The organism is Inquilinus sp. NPDC058860, assembly GCF_042743185.1.
GTDB lineage: Bacteria > Pseudomonadota > Alphaproteobacteria > DSM-16000 > Inquilinaceae > Inquilinus.
Genome location: NZ_JBHYMS010000020.1, coordinates 15,594 through 39,544, shown reverse-complemented (window position 1 = coordinate 39,544; position 23,951 = coordinate 15,594). Strand labels below are relative to the sequence as shown.

23 protein-coding genes are annotated in these 23,951 nt (G+C 70.3%); 8 read left to right on the top strand and 15 right to left on the bottom strand.

From position 1 onward, the window contains the following. Positions 1-13: 13 nt before the first annotated feature. Complete coding sequence (locus tag ACFW16_RS15960) at positions 14-694, top strand: GntR family transcriptional regulator (protein ID WP_380306631.1); 681 nt, start codon at positions 14-16, stop codon at positions 692-694. Here ACFW16_RS15960 and ACFW16_RS15955 read toward each other — a convergent pair. From ACFW16_RS15955 to ACFW16_RS15930, 6 genes are read right to left on the bottom strand one after another with little or no spacing between them, the layout of a single operon-like run. Continuing rightward, a complete protein-coding gene (locus ACFW16_RS15955) occupies positions 682-1,458 on the bottom strand; it encodes a class II aldolase/adducin family protein (protein WP_380306629.1) in 777 nt (258 codons plus the stop codon). The two genes, ACFW16_RS15960 and ACFW16_RS15955, sit on opposite strands and share 13 nt — an antisense overlap. A gap of 13 nt (positions 1,459-1,471) precedes the next feature. Next, positions 1,472-2,404, bottom strand: coding sequence for a 2-hydroxyacid dehydrogenase (locus ACFW16_RS15950; protein ID WP_380306627.1), 933 nt, complete (start codon positions 2,402-2,404; stop codon positions 1,472-1,474). Next, a complete protein-coding gene (locus ACFW16_RS15945) occupies positions 2,401-4,014 on the bottom strand; it encodes an ABC transporter ATP-binding protein (protein ID WP_380306625.1) in 1,614 nt (537 codons plus the stop codon). Before ACFW16_RS15945 ends, ACFW16_RS15950 begins: the two co-directional genes overlap by 4 nt. Continuing rightward, complete coding sequence (locus ACFW16_RS15940) at positions 4,011-4,838, bottom strand: ABC transporter permease (RefSeq protein WP_380306623.1); 828 nt, start codon at positions 4,836-4,838, stop codon at positions 4,011-4,013. Before ACFW16_RS15940 ends, ACFW16_RS15945 begins: the two co-directional genes overlap by 4 nt. Then, complete coding sequence (locus ACFW16_RS15935; protein WP_380306621.1) at positions 4,838-5,815, bottom strand: ABC transporter permease; 978 nt, start codon at positions 5,813-5,815, stop codon at positions 4,838-4,840. The genes ACFW16_RS15940 and ACFW16_RS15935 overlap by 1 nt, the downstream gene beginning before the upstream one ends. A gap of 2 nt (positions 5,816-5,817) precedes the next feature. Further along, complete coding sequence (locus ACFW16_RS15930; protein ID WP_380306619.1) at positions 5,818-7,410, bottom strand: ABC transporter substrate-binding protein; 1,593 nt, start codon at positions 7,408-7,410, stop codon at positions 5,818-5,820. Between the two features lie 334 nt (positions 7,411-7,744). Here ACFW16_RS15930 and ACFW16_RS15925 point away from each other — a divergent pair, with 334 nt between their 5' ends. After that, positions 7,745-8,473 (top strand): alanyl-tRNA editing protein, encoded by a 729-nt coding sequence (locus tag ACFW16_RS15925; RefSeq protein ID WP_380306617.1) that lies wholly within the window; start codon positions 7,745-7,747, stop codon positions 8,471-8,473. Between the two features lie 18 nt (positions 8,474-8,491). Here the strand turns inward: ACFW16_RS15925 and ACFW16_RS15920 are convergent, their stop codons facing one another. The 9 genes from ACFW16_RS15920 to ACFW16_RS15880 all read right to left on the bottom strand — a co-directional run bounded on the left by ACFW16_RS15920 (position 8,492) and on the right by ACFW16_RS15880 (position 17,410). Next, the gene (locus ACFW16_RS15920) at positions 8,492-9,721 is read right to left on the bottom strand and encodes a M20 family metallo-hydrolase (RefSeq protein ID WP_380306615.1); all 1,230 of its coding nucleotides are present in this window, start codon (positions 9,719-9,721) and stop codon (positions 8,492-8,494) included. Positions 9,722-9,729: 8 nt separating this feature from the next. After that, a complete protein-coding gene (locus ACFW16_RS15915) occupies positions 9,730-10,569 on the bottom strand; it encodes a BtpA/SgcQ family protein (RefSeq protein WP_380306613.1) in 840 nt (279 codons plus the stop codon). Beyond that, on the bottom strand, positions 10,566-11,480 hold the full coding sequence (locus ACFW16_RS15910; protein ID WP_380306611.1) for a PfkB family carbohydrate kinase: 915 nt from the start codon (positions 11,478-11,480) through the stop codon (positions 10,566-10,568). The genes ACFW16_RS15915 and ACFW16_RS15910 overlap by 4 nt, the downstream gene beginning before the upstream one ends. A 159-nt stretch (positions 11,481-11,639) precedes the next feature. Next, positions 11,640-12,404 (bottom strand): glutamine amidotransferase, encoded by a 765-nt coding sequence (locus ACFW16_RS15905; protein WP_380306609.1) that lies wholly within the window; start codon positions 12,402-12,404, stop codon positions 11,640-11,642. 3 nt (positions 12,405-12,407) lie between these two features. Continuing rightward, entirely contained in the window at positions 12,408-13,496 is a 1,089-nt protein-coding gene (locus tag ACFW16_RS15900) for a phosphotriesterase (protein ID WP_380306607.1), read from the bottom strand. A gap of 8 nt (positions 13,497-13,504) precedes the next feature. Further along, on the bottom strand, positions 13,505-14,512 hold the full coding sequence (locus tag ACFW16_RS15895; RefSeq protein ID WP_380306605.1) for an ABC transporter permease: 1,008 nt from the start codon (positions 14,510-14,512) through the stop codon (positions 13,505-13,507). A gap of 20 nt (positions 14,513-14,532) precedes the next feature. Beyond that, the gene (locus ACFW16_RS15890) at positions 14,533-15,324 is read right to left on the bottom strand and encodes an ATP-binding cassette domain-containing protein (protein ID WP_380306603.1); all 792 of its coding nucleotides are present in this window, start codon (positions 15,322-15,324) and stop codon (positions 14,533-14,535) included. 67 nt (positions 15,325-15,391) lie between these two features. After that, positions 15,392-16,333, bottom strand: a complete 942-nt coding sequence (locus tag ACFW16_RS15885) for a substrate-binding domain-containing protein (protein ID WP_380306601.1) — start codon at positions 16,331-16,333, stop codon at positions 15,392-15,394. 60 nt (positions 16,334-16,393) lie between these two features. Then, positions 16,394-17,410: a LacI family DNA-binding transcriptional regulator gene (locus tag ACFW16_RS15880; protein ID WP_380306599.1), complete on the bottom strand. Its 1,017-nt coding sequence runs from the start codon at positions 17,408-17,410 to the stop codon at positions 16,394-16,396. A 160-nt stretch (positions 17,411-17,570) separates the two neighbouring features. Here ACFW16_RS15880 and ACFW16_RS15875 point away from each other — a divergent pair, with 160 nt between their 5' ends. The 6 genes from ACFW16_RS15875 to ACFW16_RS15850 are packed head-to-tail and all read left to right on the top strand — an operon-like array spanning position 17,571 to position 23,945. Next, positions 17,571-18,359, top strand: coding sequence for a GntR family transcriptional regulator (locus ACFW16_RS15875; protein WP_380306597.1), 789 nt, complete (start codon positions 17,571-17,573; stop codon positions 18,357-18,359). Next, entirely contained in the window at positions 18,356-19,855 is a 1,500-nt protein-coding gene (locus ACFW16_RS15870; protein WP_380306595.1) for an ABC transporter substrate-binding protein, read from the top strand. Before ACFW16_RS15875 ends, ACFW16_RS15870 begins: the two co-directional genes overlap by 4 nt. 2 nt (positions 19,856-19,857) lie before the next feature. After that, positions 19,858-21,354, top strand: a complete 1,497-nt coding sequence (locus ACFW16_RS15865) for an ABC transporter substrate-binding protein (RefSeq protein ID WP_380306593.1) — start codon at positions 19,858-19,860, stop codon at positions 21,352-21,354. A gap of 19 nt (positions 21,355-21,373) precedes the next feature. Next, positions 21,374-22,300 carry an ABC transporter permease gene (locus ACFW16_RS15860; RefSeq protein WP_380306591.1) on the top strand — a complete coding sequence of 309 codons (927 nt, stop codon included), beginning with the start codon at positions 21,374-21,376 and terminating at the stop codon, positions 22,298-22,300. Beyond that, complete coding sequence (locus ACFW16_RS15855) at positions 22,297-23,151, top strand: ABC transporter permease (protein ID WP_380306589.1); 855 nt, start codon at positions 22,297-22,299, stop codon at positions 23,149-23,151. The genes ACFW16_RS15860 and ACFW16_RS15855 overlap by 4 nt, the downstream gene beginning before the upstream one ends. Positions 23,152-23,159: 8 nt before the next feature. Continuing rightward, positions 23,160-23,945 (top strand): SDR family NAD(P)-dependent oxidoreductase, encoded by a 786-nt coding sequence (locus ACFW16_RS15850; protein ID WP_380306587.1) that lies wholly within the window; start codon positions 23,160-23,162, stop codon positions 23,943-23,945. Positions 23,946-23,951 lie beyond the last annotated feature (6 nt).

Genomic DNA, 23,951 nt, shown 5'->3' with positions numbered 1-23,951 from the left:
GAAGCCCCGCCCGGTGCCGGGCCTGGATGCGATCGACCACGAGAACCTCGGCGACATCGTCTACGGCAAGCTGGGCGCGGCGCTGATGGAGGGTGCGCTGCGGCCCGGGGAGCGGCTCCGGATCCGCGACCTGGCGCAGCAGATGGGCACCAGCGTGACGCCGGTGCGCGACGCCATCCTGCGGCTGGTGCAGGAGCAGGTGCTGATCCTGCGCAGCCTGCGCGACATCCGCGTGCCGTCCCTGACCCTGGAGCAGTATCTGGAGATCCGCGACATCCGGATCGAGCTCGAGGGGCTGGCGGCGGAGCGGGCCGCGGCGCGGGCGACGCCGAAGGACCTGAAGCTGCTGGAGCGGCTGATCCGCCAGAACGAGACGGCGATCCGCAAGACCGACACCCTCGGCGCCATCGCGCTGAACGAGCAGTTCCACCTGGCGCTGCCGGCCATCGCCGGGCTGCCGACCCTGGCCGGCATCCTGAAGCCGCTGTGGATGCGGATGGGGCCGCTGATCTCCGAGCTCTACGAGGCCGGCGGCCGGTCGATGATCGAGCATCACTATCCGGTCCTGGAGGCGGTCCGCGCCGGCGACGGCGCGGCGGCACGGCAGGCGATCGCGCAGGACATCCTGAAGGGCGGCGAGGTCATCCTGCAGCGCAAGCTGCTGGAGGCGGAGGCCCCGCCTCACGACCGGTAGGGCGGTTTCCCGTCCTCGACCAACACCAGCGCGGCCTTCCATCCCTTCTCGCAATGCTCAAGCGTGGCGCCGCGGCGGAACTGCTCGGCGGTGTGCAGGCGCACCTCCTCCGGCGGCAGCACCAGCTCCGCCCCGCCGGCCAGGGCCTGGATCTGCGCCTGGCAGGCGCGCTCCAGATAGTAGATCTGGTTGAACGCCTCCGGGATGCTGCGCCCGGCCACCAGGAGGCCGTGATTGCGCAGGATCATCGCCTGGCGGTCGCCGAGGTCGCGCACCAGCCGGTCGCGCTCGTCGAGGTCGAGGGCGATGCCCTCATAGCCGTGATAGGCGAGACGGCCGTAGAACTTCAGCGCGTGCTGGCTGATCGGCAGCAGGCCCTGCTTCTGGGCCGAGACGGCGATGCCGGCCGCGGTGTGGGTGTGGATGATGCAGACCAGGTCGTGACGGACGGCGTGGATCGCCGAATGGATGGTGAAGCCGGCGGCATTCACCTCCTGGTCCATCGCCGCTCCGGCGCCGCCGATTACCCGGCCGTCCAGATCGATCTTGACCAGGTCGCTGGCGCGCATGCGCTCGAACAGCACGCCGTAACGGTTGATCAGGAAGTGGTCGTCCGGCCCCGGCACCCGCGCGCTGATATGGGTGTAGATCAGGTCGGTCATCCGGAAATGCGCGACCAGCCGGTACAGCGCCGCCAGGTCGCAGCGCGTTTTCCATTCCGCCTCGGTCATGCCGGGCGGCACTGCCGTCATGTGTCCGTCCATCCGGGCCTCCTCCTCAATAGCCTCGTTCGCGTTCGATCAGCCCGATCAGCGGCTGTCCATCGATGGCGCGGCGATAATTCTCCGCCGCCTGACGGGCGATGTCGCGCCGGTCGGTGCGCGACGCCATATGCGGCGTCACCACCACCGCCGGATGCCGCCAGGCAGGGTGCTCGGGCGGCAGCGGCTCGACCTCGAAGACGTCGAGCACGGCGCCGCGCAGATGCCCCTCGTCGATCAGGCCCAGCAGGTCGTCCAGCACCAGCTGCTCGCCGCGGCCGACATTGACGAAGGCCGCGCCGGGCTTCAGCCGCGACAGCACCTCGCGGTCGAACAGGCGCCGCGTATCCGCCGTCAGCGGCAGGATCGACACCACCACGTCGCAGGCTTCGATGCAGGGCGCCAGCCCCTCCGCCCCGGCGAAGCACTCCACGCCCTCGACCCGTTTCTCGGTGCGCGACCAGCCGCGCACCCGGTAGCCGAGGTCGCGCAGCGCCGCGGCGACGCCGAGGCCGATGGCGCCGAGCCCCAGCACCCCGACCGTCCAGTCGGCGGCCGGGACCGGCGCCCGCGCTTCCCACAGCCGCTGCGCCCGCTGGTGCGCGGCGAGGTCGAAGTCGCGGTGGAAGTACAGCACCGACCACAGCACGTATTCGCGGATCCCCGCGGCCATGCCGTCGTCGATCATCCGGCACAGCGGCCGGTCGGGCAGGTCCGGGTCGGCGGTGATGTGGTCGATCCCCGCGCCGATCGAATGGATCAGGCGCAACCGCGGCATCCCGGCCAGGACGCCCGCCGGCGGCCGCCAGCAGATCGCCATCTCCACTGCCTCAGGGTCGGCGTCCGGCCACAGCCGGACATCGGCGCCCGGCAGGGCCGCGCGCATCGGGTCGACCAGGTAGCCGAGGTCGAGGGTGGTGGAGAGCAGGAGGACGGTCGGCGCACTCATGCCGCCGGCTCCATCGCCAGGGCCGGCGGCGTCCAGTGCCGGCCCGGGATGCTGTCCAAGAGCTCGCGCGTGTAGTCATGGGCCGGGGCGGCGAAGACCGCGGCGATGTCGCCCTGCTCCACGATCTCGCCGCGGCGCATCACCGCGACCCGGTCGCAGATCTGGGCCGCGACGCGCAGGTCGTGGGTGATGAACAGCATCGACAGGCCGAGGCGTCGGCGCAGATCGCGCAGCAGATCGAGCACCTGGGCCTGGACCGAGACGTCGAGCGCCGAGACCGGCTCGTCCGCGATCAGCAGCTCCGGCTTCATCGCCAGGGCCCGGGCGATGCCGATGCGCTGGCGCTGGCCGCCGGAGAACTCGTGCGGGTAGCGGCCGATGGCGGCGCGGTCCAGCCGCACCAGGTCGAGCAGCGCCAAGGCCTCCGCCTCGGCCTGGGCCCGCGGCACGCCATGGGCGATCGGCCCCTCGGCGATGATCTCGCCCACCCGCCGCCGCGGGTTGAGCGAGGCGAAGGGGTCCTGGAACACCATCTGGATGCGCCGGCGATAGGGCTGCCAGCCGGCCCGCGACAGGGGGTGCAGGTCGGCGCCATCGAACACGATGCTGCCGTCGTCGGGGCGCACCAGCCGGACCAGCGTCCGCGCCAGTGTCGACTTGCCCGAGCCGCTCTCGCCGACCAGGCCGAGCGTCTCGCCGCGCCGGATCTCGATCGTGGCGCCGTCGATCGCCTTGGTCGCCGGCCGGCGGAACAGGCCGTGCGAGCGGTAGGTCTTGCGGATGCCGCGCGCCGCGACCAGGATTTCCGATCCGACGGCCGCGCCGCCCGGTGCCTGTCCCTCGAAGCGGGGTACCGCGCGGATCAGCGCGCGGGTGTAGGGATGGGCGGGCGCGTTCAGCACCTCCTGCGCCGTCCCGGTCTCGACGATGCGGCCGTGCTGCATCACCGCGACGCGGTCTGCGATCTCGGCCACCACGCCGAAATCATGGGTGATGAAGATCACCCCCATGCCGCGCCGGCGCTGGATCGACCGGATCAGGCGCAGGATCTGCATCTGGGTGGTGACGTCGAGCGCCGTGGTCGGCTCGTCCGCCACCAGCATCGCCGGCTCCAGCGCCAGGGCCATGGCGATCATCACCCGCTGGCGCTGTCCGCCGGACAGCTGGTGCGGGTAGGACCGGGCGATCCGCGCCGGATCGGGCAGGCCGACCGCCGCGATCAGCTCGGCCACGCGGTTGCCGGGGCGTACCCCGTGCACCTGCAGCACCTCGGCGATCTGGTCGGCCACCCGCATCAGCGGGTTCAGCGCCGTCATCGGCTCCTGGAAGATCATGCCGACGCGGGCGCCGCGCAGGGCGCGCAGCTGCTCCGGCTTCATCGCCAGCAGGTCCCGCCCCTCGAACAGGATGCGGCCGGACCGCACCGGCAGCTGCTTCGGCAGCAGGCCGGTGACCGCGGCGGTCGAGACTGACTTGCCCGACCCACTCTCGCCGACGATGCACAGGATCTCGCCGGCCGCCAGGGTCAGCGACACGTCGGACACGGCGTTCGGCCGGTCGCCGCCCGGCGGCAGGGCGACGGTGAGGCCGGTGATCTCGAGCAGGCTCATCGCCGGGTCCTCGCCAGGCGCGGGTTCAGGGCGTCGCTGAGCCCCTCCCCCACCAGGTTGAGCGACAGCACGGTCAGGAAGATCGCGACGCCGGGGAAGACGCTCATCCACCAGGCCAGGCGGATGACGCTGCGGCCGCTGCCGATCATGAAGCCCCAGGACATCAGGTTCGGGTCGCCGAGGCCGAGGAAGGACAGCGAGGATTCGAGCAGGATGGCGGTCGCCACCATCAGGCTGGCCAGCACCACCACCGAGGAGGCGACGTTGGGCAGGATCTCGCGGCAGATGATGGCGGCGTGGGAGCGGCCCAGCACCTCCGCCGCCTGGACGAATTCGCGGCTGCGCAGCGACAGGCATTCGGCCCGCACCACCCGCGCCACCGGCGGCCAGGAGACCACGGCGATGGCGATGACGATCGAGCCCAGGCTGGGGGTCAGGATCGCGACCACGACGATGGCCAGGACGAAGCCGGGCACGGTCTGGAAGATCTCGGTGAAGCGCATGATCAGATCGTCGATCCGCCCGCCGGCATAGCCGGCGAGCGCGCCGAGCAGCACGCCGATGCCGACCGCGGCCAGGGTCGAGACCACGCCGATCAGCATCGAGACCGAGGCGCCGTAGGCGATGCCGGCGGCGACGTCGCGCCCCAGCGAGTCGGTGCCGAGCAGGAACTGGTCCTCGCCCGGCGGGGTAAAGGGCGCGCCCTGCATGTCCCAGGGCGAGAACGGGAACAGCACCGGCGCCAGCGCGGCGATGAGGCCGAGCGCGACCAGGAAGAGAAGGCCGATGATGGCGCCCTTGTTCCGCAGGAAGGCCCGGGCCATCACACCGCCTCCACCCGCGGGTCGATCACCAGATACAGCAGGTCGGTCACCAGGTTGAACAGCACCACCAGCACCGAGGTGCAGAGGAAGACGCCGAGCAGCAGCTGATAGTCGCGCGCCATCAGCGCATCGAAGGCCAGGCGGCCGATGCCGGGCCAGGCGAAGACCGTCTCGACCAAAACGGCGCCGCCGACCAGCTGGCCCGCCTGGATGCCGGCCAGGGTGACGATCGGCAGCAGCGCGTTGCGCAGCACGTGGCGGCGCAGGATCCGCCCTTCCGGCACGCCCTTGGCACGGGCGGTGCGGATATGGTCCTGATCCGCCACCTCCAGCATCGAGGCGCGGGTCATGCGGGCATAGACCGCCATGTAGAACAGGCCCAGCGTCACCGCCGGCAGGGTCAGGTACCACAGCGTGTCGAGGACGGCGGCGAAGCCGGTGAGGTCGGCGCCGACGGTCTCGCTGCCGAAGCTGGGCAGCCAGTTCAGCCAGACGCTGAACACCAGCACCAGCATCAGCCCGACCCAGAAAATGGGCGTGGCGTAGAAGCACAGCGCGACGACGGTGACCACGCTGTCGAGCCAGCGCCCGGCATGGCGCGCCGCGACCACGCCCGCGACCACGCCGGCCAGCAGCGCCAGGAGGAAGGCGGTGCCGGTCAGGAGCAGCGTGGCCGGCAGCCGCTCCAGGATCAGCGAGGCGACGCTGCGCTGCTGCGGGTAGGAGAAGCCGAGATCGAGCTGCGCCACATGGCCGAGATAGATGCCGAGCTGGGTGATCAGCGGCTTGTCGAGGCCGAACTGCTGGCGCAGCTGGTCGACCAGCTGCTGGTCCGCCGCCCCGGACTGGCCGGCGATGACGCTGGCCGGGTCGCCCGGGGCGGCGTGGATCAGCAGGAAGCTGACGACCGCGACGGCCAGCACGACCAGCACCATCTTGACCAGGCGCCGGCCGAGCAGGAGCAGGAGCCGCGCCATGGTCAGGCGATGAAGACGTCGTCGAAACAGGCGTGCACGCCGGTTCCGGTGGTGATCAGGTTGTTCACCCGGCGGTCGTGGATGGTCGGGAAGCTCATCTCCATCAGCCAGACCACCGGCACCTCCTCGGTCAGGATCTTCTGGACCTCATAGAAGGCACGCTTCCGTTCCTCCGGGTCGCCGGACAGGCGCGCCGTCTCGAACAGCTTGTCGACCGCGGGGTTGGAGTAGCCTTCGGTGTTGGCGAAGGTCACCTTCTTGATGTTGCTGCTGACATAGGTGCGCTCGACCCCCAGCGTCGGGTCGCCGTACTGGTAGACGAAGTTGATCGCCGTCTCGTAGTCCCAGTCGCCGACGCGCTTGGCCCAGCTGCCGGCGTCCGTCGTCTCCAGCACCACCTGGATGCCGATCTTGCCGAGCGAGGCGCGGATGTATTCCGACAGGCGCGACCAGATCTCGCCATAGGGGATGGCAAGGTGCTTGATGGTGAAGCGCACGCCGTTGGCGTCGGGCTTCAGACCGGCGTCGTCCAGCAGCTTCGCCGCCGCCTCCAGGTCGTAGGCCTGCAGCTTCGCGTCGGGGTCGTGGTAGCGGGTGGCCGAGGCGACCGGGCTGGTCGCCGGCTTGCCGACGCCGAACCACAGCCGCTTGACGATGAAGTCGCGGTCGAGCGCGTGGCTGATGGCCTGCCGCACGCGGACGTCGTCGAGCGGCTTCACCCGGTTGTTGAGCTCAAGCCACATCAGCGGCGCGAAATACTCCCAGCCCGTGGTCTCGACCATCACCGTCGGCAGCTGCTGGAACCGCGGCACGTCGAACGGCTCGATGTCGTTGAACTGGGTCATCTGGACCTGGCCGGTCTCCAGCGCCAGGGCCCGGCTCTGGCTGTCCGGCACGATCCGGTAGATCAGCTGGTCGAGATAGGGCTGCCCGGGCTTCCAGTAGTCGGCGAACTTCTTCAGCCGGATGAAGCTGCCGCGCTGCCAGGCGTCGAAGGCGAAGGGGCCGGTGCCGACCGGGTGCTGGTTCGCCGGGTTGTTGCGGTAGTCGGTGCCGTCATAGAGGTGCTTCGGCACGATGGCGCAGGTGGTGACGTCGAACATCAGCAGGAACGGCTCGAACGGCGAATCGAGCGTCAGCTTGACGGTCTGCGGGTCCGGCGCCTCCGCCGCCTTGATCTTCGAGAACACGCCGCGGGCGCGGGGCGCCAGCTCCATGTGGAACTTCATGATCGAGAAGATCACGTCGTCGGCCGTCATCGGCCGGCCGTCGTGGAACTTCACGTTGGGCTGCAGGTGGAAGGTGTATGTCAGCTTGTCGTCCGACAGCTCCCAGCTCTTCGCCAGCGCCGGCTGGGGCGACAGGTCGGGGGCGTAGCCGATCAGCCCCTGATAGATCTTGCTGGAGACGATCAGGGTCGGCCCCTGGTTGTTCACGCCCGGCACCAGCAGCGGCGGCTCCGGCGTGATCACGGTGGTCAGCGTGCCGCCGGCCTTGGGCGCCACGCCCTGGGCCCGGGCCTCGGCGAGGCTCAGGAGCGTGACCGCCCCGGCGGTGGCGAGCAGATGCCGCCGTGTCAGGCCATGGATATCCATTCTTCGATCGCCTCCCCTGCTGCTGGCCGGCCGCCGCAGACTGCGACGCCCCGAGCGGCCGGACCCGTCCCGCCGCCCGAGGTCAGGCTGTGCAAATCCCGTGCCATTGGCGCATCATGTTTGATGCATCATAATTGGACGGTCAAGGCCCGCGGCGAGGCCGCAGGCGCGCGGCCAGCCGGAGATCAATCGGGCAGCGGACTGCCCAGGATTTGATCATGCCGGGCGGCAGCGGGGCCATGCCATCCGCACAGCGCGAAACCTCGATTTCCACCAATAGCGGCGGCCGCGCCCGCGCCAGACTGCCTGCGTTCCCTTCATCAGGTCGTCTGCCATGGCACGCTCCTTCTATCACGAGAACCCGGACCACCTCGTCCTCGAGACCGAGGTGATCGACGCACGCCCCGGCCGGGTGCTGCTGGCCCGGTCCCCCTTCTATCCCGGCGGCGGCGGGCAATTGCCGGACCGCGGCACGCTACGCTGGCGGGGCGGCGAGGTCGCGGTCGCCGGCTTCGAACCCGCCGGCGGCAAGGTCTGGCACCTGCTGGACGACCCCGCGGTCGAGATGGCCGGCCCGATCGAGGCCGCGGTCGACCCCGACTTCCGCCGGATGATGAGCGAGCTGCACACCGGCACGCACATCCTGAACGCGCTGGTGTTCCGGCATTTCGACGGCGCGCTCGTCACCGGGGCGCAACTGGGCGCCGATGGGACGGCCCGGCTCGATTTCGACCTGCCGGACGCGGACAACGACCGGCTGCGCGCGCTCGAGCCCGAGATCAACGACCTCGTCCGCCAGGATCTCGCCGTGCGCGACGACTATGTGCCGCTGGCCGAGGCCCACAACACGCGGGGGCTGATCCGCTCAAAATCCGTGACGCCGCCGCCGACCGCGGACGGGCTGATCCGCATCGTCGACATCGCCGGGCTCGACCGCCAGGCCTGCGGCGGGACGCATCTGGCCTCCACCGGCCGGTCCGGGCCGATCCGGATCCTCAAGGTCGACAACAAGGGCCGCCACAACCGCCGCATCCGGATCGGCCTCGCCGAGGCGGCACCCTGACGGCGTCAGGAGGACGGTCTACGCCGCCAACCGCAGCAGGGCGGCGAGCAGCACGCGGGCCCCGGCGACGGCATGCTCCGGCTCCACATGCTCCGCCTCGTTGTGGCTGATGCCGCCGCGGCAGGGGACGAAGATCATGCCGGACGGGCAAATCCCGGCGATGAACTGGGCGTCGTGGAAGGCACCGGAGACCAGGCGCCGCTCCAGCAGGCCACAGTCGCGCACCGCCTCGGCGCAGAGCCCGGTGATCCGGTCGGGAAAGCGCCGGCCGGGAATGGTCAGGAGCGGCCGGATCGCGGCCCGGCAGGGCGCCGCGCGCTCGGCGACGATGCGCCGGACCGCGGCTTCGAGCTCGTCGAGCCGGTCCTCCTCCGGATGCCGCAGGTCGATCGAGAAGACCGCCTCGGCCGGGATGGTGTTGACCGAACCGGGATGCAGGGCGAAGCGGCCGATGGTGAAGCGGGTGCGGTCGTCCCGGTCGGCCAGCGCCGCGCGCAGTTCGGCCACGATCCGCTGCGCCGCGACGAAGGCGTCCTTGCGGAAGGCTTCCGGCGTGGTGCCGGCATGGCCGGCCTCGCCCGCGACCGTCACCTCGAACCAGCGGGCGCCCTGGATGCCGGTGACGATGCCGACCGGGATGCCCTCCGCCTCCAGCACCGGTCCCTGCTCGATATGCAGCTCGAGATAGGCGGCCAGCGGCGCACCGAGCGGCCGCGGCGCCGCCTCCGGCGTGGCGGCGAGGATCGCCGGCAGGGCGTCGGCGACGGCGATGCCCTCGGCGTCGCGGCTGGCCAGCAGCTCGGCCAGCGGCCGGGCGCCGCTATAGGCCATCGACCCCATGGCGCCCGGGGCGAAGCGGCTGCCCTCTTCGTTGGTCCAGGCCACCACCTCGACCGGCGGGCGGTGGGCAACGCCGGCATCGTCGATCGCCTCCAGGCATTCCAGCGCCGCCATCACGCCGAGCGCGCCGTCATAGCGGCCGCCGCGCGGCTGGCTGTCGAGATGGCTGCCGGCGACGACCGGCGGCAGCGACGGGTCGATGCCCTCGCGCCGCAGGAACAGGTTGCCGATCGGATCGACGAAGCTGCGGAAGCCGCGCGCCGCGGCGATATCGAGGACATAGCTCCGGGCCGCGATCTCCGGCTCCGACAGCGCCTGGCGGTCGACGCCGCCGGCCGGGGTGGCGCCGAAGGCGGCGAGCTCGTCCAGCCGCCGCAGCAGCCGTGCCTGATCAATCCGGGGAGCCATCGCCGCCGTCACCGGTCGATGCCGGCGATGAAGCTGCGGACGCGCGCCGGGTCGACCGGGTTCCACCACACCCCGTCCCGCTTCAGCGTGCTGGCGACGATCACCGCGTCGACCACGCCCAGGATGGCGTTGACGTTCTCCGGCGTGACGCCGCTGCCGACCAGCGAGGGCAGCGTGGTGGCGCCGGCGATGGTGCGGATATAGTCGAGATCGGCGGCGTGGCCGGTGCGCTGGCCGGTGGCGATCACCGCATCGGCGTCGAAGAACTCCACGTCGCGCGCCAGCTCCTCCACCGGGCGGTCGCCGGTGATGGCGTGGGCGCCGTGCTTGACATGGGCGTCGGCGAAGACGCGGATGCCGTCGGCCCGCAGCCGGGCGCGGTAGCGCAGGGCCCGTGCCGCCTCGCCCTCGACGAAGCCCTCGTTGGCGACATAGGCGTTGGCCCATTGGTTCACGCGCACGAAGGCCGCCTGGGCCGCGCAGGCGATGGCGAAGGCCGGGATCGCGGCATTGGCCAGGACGTTGATGCCGATCGGTCTGCCGGACTGCCGCCGGATGCGGTCGGCGATCACCGCCATGTGCGATGCCGTCTCCGGCCCGATGTCGTCCGGCTTGGCGAAGGGGATGTCGCCGTGGTTCTCGACGATCAGCCCGTCGCAGCCGCCGGCGAGATAGGCTTCGGCGTCGGCCATGGCGCGGTCGGTGATCGCCTCGACCCCGCCGCCGCGGTGGTGCGGCGCGCCGGGCAGCGCCAGCAGGTGGACGACGCCGATCACCGCCTTGGTCCGGCCGAAGATGTCGCGGATGGCATGGCCACGGTTCTCAGCCACGGGCTTGGTCTCGGTCATCGCTCGGCCCCTCCTCGGGCCAGGGGCAGGATCGCCTCGATCTCCGCCCGGTTTGGAAAGGACGACAGCACGCCCGGGCGGGTCACGCCGATGGCCGCGGCGCGGATGGCGGCCGGCAGGGCCGTTTCGACCGTCTCGCCGAGGTCCAGCAGCCCGGCCAGCACGCCGCAGAGCAGGTCGCCGGCGCCGGCGGTGTCGATTGCCGCCACGGTCGGCGCCGGATGGTCCTGCCGGCCCTCCGCCGTCAGCACCGAAGCCCCGGCGGCGCCGAGGGTGACGACGACCATGGGCACGCCGCGGCGCAGGAGGGTCTGCGCCGCCCGGTGCGGATCGGGGTCGCCACCCAGCCGGCAGGCCTCGCCCCGGTTGACCACCAGCAGGTCGGTCAGCGGCAACACCGAGGCATAGGAGTCGCGGATCGGCGACGGGTTCAGCACAGTGCCGATGCCGCGCCCTCGGGCCAGGGTGAAACAGTCCCGCACCGCCGCGATGCGCAGATTGCCCTGCATCAGCAGCAGGTCACCGGCCTGGAGCGCGCCGTCCAGATCGGTGCCCTGCGGCGGGGCGAAGCGGTCGGCACAGCCGGTGACGCTGACGATGGTGTTCTCGCCGGCGGCGTCGACCTGGATCATCGACCGATCGGTCGGACAATCGAGCCGGACCAGCCCGGCGGCGTCGATCCCCTCTGCCGCCAGCCGTTCCGCCACCGCCTCGCCCGGCCGGTCGGAGCCGATGGCGGCGAACAGGCAGACCCGGGCGCCGGCACGGGCCGCGGCGACCGCCTGGTTCAGCCCCTTCCCGCCCAGATCCTCTGCCATGCCGTCAGCCACGATCGTCTCCCCCGGCTCCGGGAAGCGTTCGAGCCGGTAGAGGGTGTCGAGACAGGCATTGCCGACGACATGGATGGTCATGGTGATGCCCGGCGTATCAGAGCCAATTCCTCTCCTCCACTGTCATTGCCGGGCTTGACCCGGCAATCCAGGGGCCACCCAGAGCGGCATCGACATTCCCTGGATGCCCGGGTCAAGCCCGGGCATGACAATAAGGGGAAGGGAGACGGCACCGGCGGCTCAGCCCTTCCCGATCGTCCACGCCAGGGCCTGCGACCACAGACGGCCATAGCCGTCCCAGGCGGCGAAGTCCGGCGGCAGCCAGTGCGGGCCGATGTCGGAGGTCCAGGCCAAGGTGCGGCCCTGCCCATATTCGCCGACCACCAGCAGCGGCAGGTCGCCGTATTCCGCGCCGACCGTGGCCAGCACCTGCGCGCCCGGCTTCGGCCTGACCTCGTTGAAGCCGAGCAGCGCCGGCCAGGGGGCCGGCAGCCCGGCCAGGATCGGGTGGTCGGCGACCAGCTTCGGGTCGAAGCCCTCCGGCACCTCGACCCGGTCGTCGACCGGCAGGATCTCCACCGGCAGGACCTCCTCCACCGCGGTCTTGTGAAAGCGGGCGCCGCCATTGATGCCCTGGAAGCTGTAATAGCCGCCGAACATCAGCAGGCCGCCGCCGCCGCGGACATAGTCGCGCAGCAGCCTCAGCCGGTTCGGCGTGCGCTTGCTGTGCACCCAGGTGTCGGGATGCAGCAGCAGCGTGTTGGCGCCGATGTCGGACAGGATCACCGCATCATAGGTCTGCAGCCCCTCGATCGACTGCGGGAAGTCGCGCTGCGCCAGATGCGCCGGCATGTAGTCGATGGCGAAGGGCGAGTCCTTCAACGCGTCCAAGAGCGGCTCCGCGCCCTGGTGGTAGGTCACGGTCGGGAACTGGTCGAACCCCTTGATGTGGGTCGCGGTCGAGACCCAGGATTCACCCGCCAGCAGGATCTTGTGCTTCGCCATAGGTCAGGCCTTGGTGTTGTGGGCGGCGGAGAAGACGCGCCGCGGATTGTCGATCAGCAGCCGGTCGATCGTGGCGCGATCGACGCCGTGCCGGCGCAGCCGCGGCACGAAATGCTTCAGGATGTAGCCGTAGCCGAAGCCGCCGTAGCGGGTCAGCATCATCTTCAGGAACACGTCCTGCGACAGCAGCAGCCGGTCGGCATGGCCGGACTCGATCAGGCTGACGATCGCCCGGGCGTTCTCCTCGTCGCTCGGCGACTGCGCCTTCTGGTCGGCGTAGTAGTAGTCCATGCCGATCATGTCGTACTCGAGGAAGGCGCCGCGGTCGGCCAGCGCCCTCTGGTACGGCAGGTCGTTGTGGCTGGGGTTCATGTGGCACAGCACCGTGTGCCGCAGATCCGCCCCCTCCTCCTCGATCACGTCGAGCACGCGATGGGCCAGCCGCTCCCAGCCCGGCAAGTGGATCGACAGCGGCACGCCGGTGCGGCGCGCGGCACGGGCGGCGCCGCGCAGCGACTTCTCCTCCTCGGCCGTGAAATTCTTGCTGACGCCGATCTCGCCGATCAGCCCGGCCGGGATCACCGGCCCGTCATCGTCCTCCGGCGGCGGCGCCCCGCCGACGTCGCGCACGATCATCTCGGCGATGCTGTCGACGTCCATGGCCCGCACCTCCTCGGGGTGCGACTGGCCGAGGTAGTAACCCGAACCCATGACGATATTCAGCCCGGTGCGCCGGCTGATGCGCTGCAGCGCCTCCGGGTCGCGGCCGATGCCCAGGCAGGTCGGGTCGACCACGGTGGCGCCGCCCAGCTCGGCGAACTTGCCCAGCTCCTCCACCGCCAGGTCGGTGTCGAGCAGAAAGCAGTTGTCCCGGTTCAGGAACGGGTTCATCCGCAGCTCGCCGATCATGGTGATGTCGATCGGCTTCTCGGCCAGGGCGATATGGCTGGCGCAGCAGGGCCGGCGCCACCAGCTGGAGGTGTCGAGCAGGATGTGCTCGTGCATCAGAGTCACGCCCATGGCCTCGACCGGGATCGGCCCCAGCACGGTCATGACCTGGCCAGAGCGCACGCCGATGGTGTCTGTTGTCATCTTGGGCCTCAGCGGCGGGTCGTGGTCCGGAAGATCCGGAAGTTGAGCCAGATCGCGATCAGGATGATCACGCCTGTGATGATCGGGGTGAGGAACGGGGACATATGCGCCAGGATCAGGCCGTTGCCGATCACCGCCACGGTCAGGGCGCCCAGCACGGTGCCGATCATGGTGCCGCGACCGCCGAACAGGCTGGTGCCGCCCAGCACCACCGCGGCGATGACGTCGAGCTCGAACCCCGCCCCGGCATTGGCCGACCCGCTGCCCAGCCGCGCCGCGATCACCACCGCAGCCAGCGCCGCGGCGGCGCCGGAGAGGACGTAGACCAGCAGGGTCACCCGCCGGATGTTCACCCCGGCGCGGCGCACCGCCTCGGCATTGGCGCCGATGCCGGTGACGTAGCGGCCGAACCGGGTCTGGGTGAAGATCACCACGCCGAGCGCCAGCACCGCGACGGCGATGATCGCGGGCAGCGGCAGCCCCGCCACCCAGCCGCGGCCGATGGTGACGAAGGCGCTGCCGGGATCGACCGGGATCGAATAGCCCTGGGTGATCAAGAGGGCCACGCCGCGGATGATGCCGAGCCCGGCGAGGGTGACGATGAAGGCCGGGATGCCCTCATAGGCGATGAAGAAGCCCTGCAGCGCCCCGATCGCGGCGCCCAGCAGGACCAGGCCGACGAGGGCCAGCGGCCAGGGCACGCCGGCCTGCAGCGCCACGGCCGACAGGGCGCCCACCAGGCCGAGCATCGAGCCGACCGACAGGTCGATGCCGCCGGTGGTGATGACGAAGGTCATCGCCGTGGCGACGATCAGCAGCGGCGCGCTCTGCCGCAGGATGTTCAGGATGTTGCCTTCGGTCAGGAAGCTGTCCGTGACCAGGCCGAACAGGATGCAGACGGCCAGGAAGAAGATGAAGATGCTGGCGACGCCGCCATTGGCCATCACCTGGTGGCGCAGCCCCGGCGGCCGGTCGGCCTTCGCCGCGCGGGCCCTATGGGCCTGGTCCTCGCTCATCGCAGTGCTCCCCGCCGCGCTCATGCCCGCACCTCCGGACCCGCGGCCATGCGGGCCGAGCGGGCGGTGAACTTCCGGCCGACAATCAGGTCGACGACCTCCTCGATGTTGGTCTCGGCGATCCGGCGCTCGGCGATGGCGCGGCCCTCATACATCACCTGGATGCGGTCGCAGACCAGGAACAGGTCCTGCAGCCGGTGGGTGATCAGGATGACGCTGACGCCGCGGGCGCTGACCGTGCGGATCAGCTCCAGCACCGCCTCGACCTCGGCCACGGCCAGCGCCGCCGTCGGCTCGTCCATGATCAGCACCTTGGGGTCGAAGGAGGCGGCGCGGCCGATGGCGATGCTCTGGCGCTGGCCACCCGACAGGTTCTCGACCTTCAGCCAGGTGTTCGGGATGCGGATGCCGAGCCCGTCCAGCATCGTCCGCGCCTCGGCGTGCATCCGCCCCTTGTCGAGGAAGGACAGGCCGAAGGCACCGCGCCGCGGCTCGCGCCCCAGGAACAGGTTGCCGGCGACGTCGACCGTGTCGCACAGCGACAGGTCCTGGTAGACCATCTCGACATGGTGCCGGCGGGCATCGGCCGGGCTGTCGAAGCGCACCGCGGCGCCGTCGATCTCGATCGTGCCGGCATCCGGGGTCACGGCGCCGGACAGCACCTTGCTCAGCGTCGACTTGCCGGCGCCGTTGTCGCCAACCAGCCCCAGCACCTCGCCGCGGCGCAGGGTCAGGTCGACATTCTCGAGCGTCTGGATCGCGCCGTAGCGCTTGCAGATGCCGCTCATGCGGACGCGGACGGGTTCGTCCAACGGTCCCTCCATGCTTGATCGCTGCGTCGGCGGCTGCCCCTTCGGGTGAAGGGGCAGCCTCGGCGGGTTACTTGAACATGCCGCGGAACTGGTCGACGTTGGCCTTGGTGACAATGGTCACCGGCACGTTGATGATCGCCGGCACGGTCTCGCCCTTCTTCAGCTTCAAGAGGCTTTCGACCGCGACCTTGCCCTCGGTCGCCGGGTCCTGCTGCACCACGGCCGCGACCCAGCCGGCGTCGATGCCGGCGATCGCCTGGGCGGTCAGGTCCCAGCCGAACACCTTGATGTCGCCGGTGCGGCCCTGGCTGGTGACGGCGGAGACCGCGCCGATCAGCGCCGGCTCGCCGGTGGCGTAGAGCGCGGTCATGGCCGGGTTGGCGGTCATCAGGTTCTCCGACGCCGTCAGGGCGACGTCCTGGACGTTCTGGCCGTCCACCGTGTCGACGATGTCGACCGTCACGCCCGACGCCGTCAGCGCCTTCTTGAACCCGTCCAGCCGCTGGTTCTGGATGAAGGAGTTCAGCGCGCCGATGACGCCGAGCTTGGCGCTGCCGCCCATCTGCGCCTTCACATATTCGGCGGTATGCTTGCCGATCTCCTCGCCGGCCTTGAGGTTGTCGACGCCGACGAAGGCGGCGTTGTCGCCGTCCGGGATCTGGGCGTCGACCGCGATCACCGGGATGCCGGCCTGCTTGGCCGCGGTGATCGCCGGCTTCACGCCGTTGACGTCGATCGCCACCAGGACGATGCCGTCGACCTTCTGGGTGATGTAGGTCTCGATCGCGTCGTTCTGGGCGCTGGGCACGTTGTTGGCGTTGAAGATCACCAGCTTGGCGCCGGCGGCGTCGGCGGCCTTCTGCGCGCCCTCGTTGATCTGGTTGAAGAACAGGGCCTGCTGGTTGATCGTCACCAGCGCGATGGTCTCGGCCTGCGCCTGGGCGGCGCCGGCCAGCATCGCCGCGCCGGCCAGCGCCGCGGTCGACATCAGTGCGTTCAGTCGGATCATGAAGCTCTCCTCTGCATCGTGTTGTTGTCGCGTTTCTTCCCCGGGCGGCAGGTGTCGCGATCAGCCTGCCGCGTTGGCCTGCCCCGGCGGCGGTCCGACGGATCGACGGACCACCAGTTCGGTGGGCAGGCGTTGGATCGGCGGAACCTCCTCACCCCGGATCTGCGCCAGCAGCGTCCGGATGCCGAGCCGGCCGAGCGCCTCGATCGGCTGGCGCACGGTGGTGATCGGCGGGCTGAGGAGGTCCGCGAAAGGCATGTCGTCGAAGCTGGCGAGCGACAGGTCGCCCGGCACCGACAAGCCCTGGGCCGCCAGCTCCTGCAGCACCCCGACGGCGATGTAGTCGCTGCCGGTGAACACGGCGGTCGGCCGACCGTTGGCGAGGATCTCGCGGGTGGCATCGCGTCCGAAATCGCGCTCGTAGGCGCCGAACCGGACCAGCCCGCCCTCGACCGAAAGGCCGGCCTCGGCCATCGCCCGGGCGAAGCCGGCGAACCGCTCCTCCGTGCTCAGCAGTTGCTCCGGGCCGCCGATATGGGCGATGCGACGATGTCCTGCGGCGATCAGGTGGCGGGTGGCGTCGCGGGCGCCGGCCTCGTTCTCGACGAAGATCCGGGTGACCCTGGCGCCGGGCACGTCCTCGTCGAGCAGGACCACGTCGGTGCGCCCGTCGATCAGGTCGCGCAGGCGCCCGTCATCGACCCGGTTGGTGAGGACGAGCAGCCCGTCGACATGGCGCGCCGCCAGCCGGTCGATGCTGGCGGCCTCCATCTCCAGGTCCCCGCCGGTGCTGCTCAAGAGGATCGAGAAGCCTTCGCGTCGCGCCTCGGCCTCCGCCGCCGCGGCCAGCGCGGCGAAGAACGGGTTGGCGATCTCGGGCGTGACCAGGCCGATGGTCTCGGAGCTGCCGAGGCTGAGGCGCTTGGCCAGCAGGTTCGGGCGATACTCCAGCCGCTTCGACGCGGCATCGATCCGCCCGGCGGTGTCCGCCGGCAGCTCGATATTGCCGTTCAGGTAGCGCGAGACCGTGGCCGGTGAAACACCCGCCTCCCGCGCGACGTCGCGAATGGTCGCCATTGTGCCTCCGAGTACCAAGCTAGAGTCAGAAACCGGTTTAGTAAACCGGTTTCTCGTAAGGCGATTTTGAAAGATGGAAGGCAAAGAAGTTCTATCTTCACAGATAGTAAAATATCAGATTCATCTTGTGAGATGTCACGTACAATGTCACGCTGTCGGCATGTATGATCCGTCCTCGCCCTTTGCCCAGGCCCGGGCACCCGGCGCCGAGCCGAAGGCGGCCTTCGCCCTGAAGCGGCTGCGCCGCGCCGTGATCGAGTGCGAGCTGCGGCCGGATGCCGAGTGCTCGGAGCCGGAGCTCGCCCTGCGCTTCGGCCTGGGCCGTGCCGCCGTGCGCACTGCGCTCACCACCCTGGCGGCCGAAGGGCTGGTCGCGGTCGAGCCGCGTCGCGGCTGGCGGGTGGCGCCGGTCACCGGGGCGCTGATCGGCGACGTGATCCGGGCCCGCAAGGTGGCCGAGCCCGGCCTGATCGAGATCCGGCTGCCGCCGGACGCCGCCGCCCGGCTGGCGGCGCTGACCCGCATGGGAACCGCGCTGCAGGGGCGCGAGGATCATCAGGCGCTGGTCACGCTGCGCAGCGCCGATCGCCAGATCCTCGACCAGCTGGCAGCCCGGGCCGGCGGGCTGGTCGGGAACTGGCTGGACCAGGCCTGGAACCAGGCGGACCGGATCGCGGCCTTCTTCGACCTCGCCGGACGGCACCACCGGCCGATCGGGCGGGAGCCGCTGATCGCCGCGCTCGCCGCCGGCGACGCCGAGGCGGCACGGCGGGAGATCGCGGCCGCGATATCGGCCTTCCAGGACTTCGCCACCGACGCCCTGTTCTCCCTGCCCTCGTCGCTCGACGTGGCAGGAACGGGGCGCGGCCGGCGTCGGAGACAAACCGGACCGGCAGCAGCGCACGAGACGCGCCCGCACCGGCCATCACAACAGGGGGACATCACATGACGCGGATCAGGAACGCATGGCTCGGCGCGGCGCTCGGGGCCGTGATGCTGGCGGCCGCCCCGGCCATGGCGAAGGACCGTCTCACCATAGATCTGGTGAACGAGCCGTCCTCGCTGGACCCGCAGTTGCAGTGGAACCCGGACAGCTATTACGTCTACCGCAACGTCTTCGACAACCTGGTCACCCGCGACGACAAGGGCGAGATCGTCCCGCAGGTGGCGACCTCTTGGAAATACATCTCGGACACCGAGATCGAGTTCCAGATCCGCGACGACATCACCTTCCATGACGGGCAGAAGCTGACGGCCGAGGACGTCGCCTACAGCATCCGCCGCATCACCGACCCGAAATTCGCCAGCCCGCAGCTGGGCCAGTTCAACAAGATCACCGGCGCCGAGGCGACCGGCCCGACCACGGTCCGCATCAAGACCGACGGCCCCTACCCCGCCCTCCTTGCGCAGCTGGTGAAGCTGTCGGTCGTGCCGAAGCATGTGGTCGAGGCCGTGGGCAACGACGCCTTCAACCAGAAGCCGGTCGGCAGCGGCCCGTACAGGTTCGAGGGCTGGCAGCGCGGCGTCGCCGTCACCCTGACCCGCAACGACGCCTATTGGGGGCCGAAGGGGCCGTTCCAGACCGCGGTGTTCCGCGCCGTGCCGGACGCCGCCACCCGGGTCGCCGACCTGCAGGCCGGCACCGCCGACCTCGTCGTCACCCTGGACAGCGACCTCGCGGCCCAGATCCAAGGGTCGGACAAGGTCAAGCCGCTGGTGGTGCTGACCGAGCGTGTCGCCTATCTGCGGCTGAACCCGATGAACCCGCCCTTCGACAACCCCAAGCTGCGCCAGGCCGTGGCCTATGCCATCGACAAGCAGGGGCTGACCGAGGGCATCCTGGGCGGCTACGACAAGCCGGTGGCGGAGCTGCTGACCCCCGCCCATGTCGGCTGGACCGAGGGCATCGAGGGCTTCCCCTACGATCCGGAGAAGGCCAAGGCGCTGGTGGCCGAGGCCGGCGACGCGGCGAAGGCCGAGGCCGAGCTGTCGACCGCCCCGGTCTACGACCAGCGCATCGTCCAGGCGGTGCAGCAGCAGCTGACGGAGGTCGGCATCAACGTGAAGATCACGATGACCGACATGGCCAGCTACCTGAAGCGGTCGCAGGGCAAGCCGCAGGAAGGCGCGAGCATCACCTTCGGCCGCTGGTCCTGCGCCTGCCAGGACGCCGACGGCGTGCTGTTCCCCCTGCTGCACAGCAGCAGCGGCTGGTCGAACTACCGCAACGCCGAGGTCGACAAGCTGCTGGTCGAGGCGCGCTCGACCCTGGACGAGGCCACCCGCCTCGACCGCTACGCCAAGGTCAACGAGATCGTCGCCACCGAGGTGCCGGCGCTGCCGCTGTACCAGGCGGCCATCATCTACGGCGCGGCCAAGGGGCTGAACTGGCAGCCGACGCCGAATGAGAGCCTGTTCCTGAACCGCATGTCCTGGGCGGAATGACGATGGCGAACCCGCTCAAGCCCGCCCTGCTGGGCGCGGCGCTGGCCTTCGCCCTGGCCCTTCCGGCCGCGGCGGAGGCCAAGGACCGCTTCGTGGTCGACCTGGTCAACGAACCGTCGACCCTGGACCCGCAGCTGCAGTGGAACCCGGACAGCTACTACGTCTACCGCAACATCTTCGACAATCTGGTCACCCGCGACGACAAGGGCGGGATCGCCCCGCAGATCGCCACAAGCTGGAAGGTGCTGTCCGACACCCGGGTCGAGTTCGAGATCCGCGACGGCGTCACCTTCCATGACGGCAGCACGCTGACGCCGGAGGATGTCGCCTACAGCGTCACCCGGATCATCGATCCGAAGCTCGCCAGCCCGCAGCAGGGCCAGTTCGACAAGATCGTGAAGGCCGAGGCGACGGGGCCGCACAGCGTCGTGCTGACCCTCGCCGGCCCCTACCCGGCCCTGCTGGCGCAGCTGGTGAAGCTGTCGATCGTGCCGAAGCATGTGGTCGAGGCGGTCGGCAACGACGCCTTCAACCTGAAGCCGGTCGGCAGCGGCCCGTACAAGTTCGACAGCTGGCAGCGCGGCGTCGCCGTCACCCTGACCCGCAACGACGCCTATTGGGGCCAGAAGGGGCCGTTCGCGACCGCGGTGTTCCGGGCGGTGCCCGACGCCGCCACCCGGCTGGCCGACATCCAGGCCGGCAGCGCCGACCTGGCGGTGTCGCTCGATTCCGACCTGGCCGGCCAGCTCGAGGCCTCGGGCAAGGGCAAGCGGCTCTATACGCTGACCGAGCGTTTGGCTTATCTGCGCCTGAACCCGACCAGGCCGCCCTTCGACGACAAGCGCCTGCGCCAGGCCGTGGCCTATGCCGTCGACAAGGAGGGCATCACCGAGGGCATCCTCGGCGGCCTGGACAAGCCGATCGGGCAGATGCTGACGCCGGCGCATTTCGGCTGGTTCGACGACATCCCCGGCCTGCCCTACGACCCGGACAAGGCCAAGGCCCTGGTCGCCGAGGTCGGAGGCACGCCGAAGGTGGAGATCGCCACCGGCAGCTTCTTCGACCAGCGGGTGGTCCAGGCGATCCAGCAGGAGCTGGCCGATATCGGCTTCGACGCCAGCATCAAGCTGGTCGACACCCCGACCTTCCTGAAGCTGATCCAGCAGGGCGCCCAGGGCGGCCCGGCGCTGGCCGTCAGCCGGTCTTCCTGCGCCTGCCAGGACGCCGACGGGGCGCTGTACCAGCTGTTCCATTCCGGCAATCCCTGGACGATCGTCGAGAACAAGGAGCTCGACGGCTGGCTGGACGACGCCCGGGCGACGCTGGACGCGGACAGGCGGCTGGCCGATTACCGCAAGGTCAGCACCTTCATCGCCAGCGAGCTTCCGGTGGTGCCGCTGTTCCAGACGGTGGCGATCTACGGCGCCGCCAGGCCGCTGCAATGGACGCCGACGCCGAATGAGAGCCTGTTCCTGAACCGCATGTCCTGGTCGGACTGAGGGAGGACCGGCACCCGGCATGACCGCCTTCCTGCTCCGCCGCCTGGGCCAGGCGCTGCTGACGATCTTCGGCGTCGCCACGCTGATCTTCTTCCTGCAGCGCCTGACCGGCGACCCGACCTACCTGCTGGTGCCGGACACCGCGACCCAGGCGGATATCGAGGCGCTGCGCCACGCGCTGGGCTTCGACCGGCCGCTCTGGGTGCAATACCTGTCCTTCCTGGGCGAGGTCGCGCGCTTCGACCTGGGCCGGTCGGTGGTGCAGAGCGTGCCGGTCCTGGACATCATCGCCTCGCGCCTGCCCTACACCCTGGCGCTGGCGGCCGGGGCGCTGCTGGTCGCCTGCGGCCTCGGCATCCCGGTCGGGGTGGCGCTGGCCCTCTGGCGCGACCGCTGGGTGGCTCGGCTGCTCGCCGGGCTGGTGCTGGCGGCGCAGAGCATGCCGACCTTCTGGAGCGGCATCCTGATGATCCTCGTCTTCGCCGTGACGCTCGGCTGGCTGCCGCCCTCCTCCACCGGCAGGATCGACCATCTGGTGATGCCGTCGGTCGCGCTCGGCCTGCTCAGCATGGCGACCTTCGCCCGGGTGACGCGGACGGCCCTCCTGGAGGAGCTGTCGAAGGACTATGTCCGCACCGCCCGCGCCCGCGGCGCCGGGACCGGGCGCCTGCTGCTGCGTCACCTGGCCCGCAATGCCTCGATCCCGGTGATCACGGTGGCCGGCCTCGAGATCTCCAACCTGCTGGCCGGCGCGGTGATCGTCGAGACGGTGTTCGCCTGGCCGGGGCTGGGGCAGCTGACGGTGCAGTCGATCCTGGCGCGCGACTTCCCGATCGTGCAGGGGGTGGTGCTGCTGGGATCCTTCGTCACCGTCGCGCTGAACCTGCTGACCGACTTGCTATACACCGCCGTCGACCCGCGCATCCGGCTGGGGAATGCGCGATGAGCGCCGCCGTCGACACCGCACCCGCCGCGCGCCGGCCGCTGCGGCGCGCCCTGCCTTTCATCATCCTGCTGGCGCTGTTCGCCCTGGCCGCGGTGCTGGCGCCGCTGGTCGCGCCCTACGACCCGAACGCGCAGAACCTGCTGGGCCGGCTGAAGCCGCCCGGCACCATCGCCCGCAACGTGCACTACCTGCTGGGCAGCGACGAGCTCGGCCGCGACCTGCTGAGCCGCCTGGTCTGGGGCGCCCGGATCTCGCTGCTGGTCGCGGTGCTGTCGGTGCTGATCTCCGGCATCATCGGCACCGTGCTCGGCATGCTCGCCGGCTATCTGCGCGGGCCGGTCGAGATGGTAATGATGCGGGTGGTCGACGTGTTCCTGTCGGTGCCGGCCATCCTGCTGGCCATCATCACCGTCGCCGTGGTCGGGCCCGGCCTCTTGAACGTCATCCTGGTGCTGGCCCTGACGCGCTGGCCGCGCTACGCCCGCGTCGCCTATGGCCAGACCCTGGCGATCGCCGGCCGGCCCTATGTCCGGCTGTCCGCCTTCATGGGCGCCGGGCCATTCCGCGTGCTGTTCCGCCACATCCTGCCGAACATCCTGGGCGCCGTGACCGTGGTGGCAACGCTGGAGTTCGGGCTGATGGTGCTGTTCGAGGCCGGGCTGTCCTTCCTCGGCCTCGGCGTGCAGCCGCCGACCGCAAGCTGGGGCGCGATGCTGTCGACCGGGCGCAACTACGTCGCCACCGCCTGGTGGATCGCGACCTTCCCCGGGCTCTGCCTGTTCCTTCTCGTGCTCGCCGCCAACCTGATCGGCGACGCGCTGCGCGACCGTCTCGACCCCCACAGCCGATGAGGACATCCATGAACATCCCGAGCGATCTGAACGGCAAGCGCGTGGTGGTGACCGGCGCCTGCGGCGTGGTGGGCAGCTGGATCGCCGCCGCCTTCGCCGAGGCCGGCGCCCGCCTGTGCCTGACCGACACGTCCCAGGAGGATCTCGACCGCCTGGTCCTGAACCTCAAGGGCGACCGCTTCGCCCATGCGGCCGACCTGCGGAAGGACGCCGCGATCGACGACCTGGCCGCCGAGATCGGCCGGCGCTGGGGCACGGCGGACATCCTGATCAACAACGCCGGTGTCTATCCCAGCGGCTTCCTGCTCGACATCGATGTCGAGGAATGGGACCGGATCTTCGACGTCAACCTGCGCGCGCCCTTCCTGCTGACCCGCGCTTTGGCCAAGCAGATGATCGCCGCCGAGGTTCCCGGCAGCGTCATCAACATCTCCTCCGGCGCGTCGCGCAAGATGCGGCGGACCGTGGTGCCCTACTGCGTGTCCAAGGCTGCGCTGGACCGGCTGACCAAGGGCTTCGCCCTGGAGCTGGCGGAGTTCGGCATCCGGGTCAATGCGGTCGAGCCCGGCTTCATCGCCGGCAGCAAGGTCAGCCTGCTGACCCAGGAGCATGTCGAGGCCACCAGCGGGTCGATCCCGCTCGGCCGCCCCTCCTCCGCCGCCGATGTCGGCAACGCCGTGCTGTTCCTGGCCAGCGACGCCGCCGCCTACATGACCGGGTCGACCATGACCGTCGACGGCGGCAACTCGATCGGGTCGATGGCCGTGTACCAGGCCAAGAAGTCGCCGCTGTAAGGAGGA